Origin of the sequence: Pseudonocardia sp. MH-G8, from assembly GCF_002262885.1 — a bacterium.
Lineage (GTDB): Bacteria > Actinomycetota > Actinomycetes > Mycobacteriales > Pseudonocardiaceae > Pseudonocardia.
This window is the reverse complement of record NZ_NKYF01000062.1, coordinates 1-1,803: the sequence shown is the minus strand read 5'-3', so window position 1 is coordinate 1,803 and position 1,803 is coordinate 1. Positions and strand designations below refer to the sequence as shown.

Annotated in this window: 1 protein-coding gene; it reads right to left on the bottom strand. The window is 73.5% G+C overall.

Annotated features, from left to right (window positions below; genetic code table 11):
• Positions 1 to 1,803, bottom strand: a 1,803-nt coding sequence (locus CFP66_RS46810; protein WP_094932051.1) for an HNH endonuclease signature motif containing protein, incomplete at both ends; no start/stop codon positions are given.

Here is a 1,803-nt window from a genome sequence, read left to right as displayed (position 1 = left end):
GTGGTGGGTCGGTGGCCGGTCGGTCCAGGATGCGGGGGTCGTAGCGGCGCAGCCGCTGATCGGCGTCGATGTCGGCGTCGGGATCGGGCCGGCCGTCGGGGTGCCCGACCAGGTCGGGGTCGGGTAGATCGGGCCGGATGGGTTCCCCGCGGGTCAGGTAGACCCGCCCGAGTGGGCTGACCCAGCGGAACAGTCCCGGTTCGGGCTGGGTGAGTTTCCAGCCGCGGTCCTTGTCGGGGTGGTGACGTTTGCATGCGGGCCCGAGGTTCGCCTCGACGGTGGTGCCGCCGCGGCCGTGTTCGCGGGTGTGGTCCAGGTCCGAGCCGCGGGCGGTGCGGGTGCAGCCGGGGCCGCAGCAGTGGCGGTCACGGGCACGGATGTGCTCGGCCAGGGGGCCGCGGGCGAACCGGGCACGTGGACGCGCGGCCAGGCGGGCACGCAGGTGGTCGCGGTCGGCCCAGCGGGCGGCGATCTCGGCCAGCAACGGGTGCCAGCCGGTGAGGGCCGGGTCGCCGGCATGACGGTCGAGTTCCTCCACCGTGAGGTGCAGCTCGACCACTCCACCGCGGACCCGACCCGAACCCGAACCCGAACCCGAACCGGGGCGGGGTTGGGGGTGGGTGCGGGGTCGGCGGCGCAGGGACCCGGCCAGCAGCAGGTGGCCGTGGGAGTCGAGGAGGGCGAACTTCCACGACGCCCCGCGCCGCTGGGCCGTGACCGCATCGCGGGCCAGGGCGGCGCCGACAGGTCCCAGCCCGGGGATTTCACCGGGGCGGTCGTCGAGCCCGGCCAGGGTGGCCAGCCCGACCCGGATCTCGATGCCCTCCCGGGTCGCGACCCGATCACCGGCCCCCGCCTCACCTGCCGGCGGATCGGCGGTGTCGGGGTCCGCGGGGTCGGTGTCGGTGTTGGGGTGGGTGTTGGGGTGGGGGTGGGGGTTGTCTTCGGCGCGGGGTGCGGCCAGGAGCGCGGCGATGATCTGCGCCTCGGTGAGCCGGTGGAACGTGCCGTTGAGCATGCCCAGGTACAGGTCGGCGCTGATCTGGGGGCGACGCCCCGGGTGTCCTGCCCGTTTCGCGGTCTCGACGAGCCGGTCGATCCGCTCGCCCGCCGCGGCGGCCTCGTCGGGGGGCAACCCGTCACCGACCAGGGTGGCGGTGCCGGTCCGCGGGTCCAGGTACAACGCCACACCACGTTCGCGGACCGCACGCTCGTAGCGGCGGCGGCGCAACCCCGGGTCGATCGCGTGCAACGCCCGGTACAACCGGTCCGACAACTGCTTACGCGTCCACCCCGGGGCCTGCCCCAGGAACCGGGCCACCAACAACCGCGCCTGCTCCGCGGTGACATCCCCGTTCGCCGGGTCCAGATAGTCGAGGAACACCTGCGCCTTACCGCGATCGATACGGCCCTGCTGCAACGCCGTGAACACCGCCGGTAGACGCTGCACCAACCCGGTCGCGAACCCGAGCTCGCGATCGGCCACGGTGGGTGTCCAGGTCAACCCGGCAGCGATCTCATGAGACGCCCACTCGAACCGCTTCCCCACCCGCGCCACAACCCGGGCGACGGTCTCGGACCGGCCGCCGGGTAGGTCGGCCACCGCGACGGCGTGGGTGATCTCCACCAGCCCGGCCAACAACTCCGCTTGATCATGCGCCAACTGCCGCGACCGGGCCTGCACGACCTCGACCAGCCGGGCGTTGGGGATCTTCTCCCACGACAACCCACCCAGCACGGCGGACAACTCCGGCCCCGGCGGCAACGCGACCGCCCGGTCCACGAGGTCCACCACATCGGCCA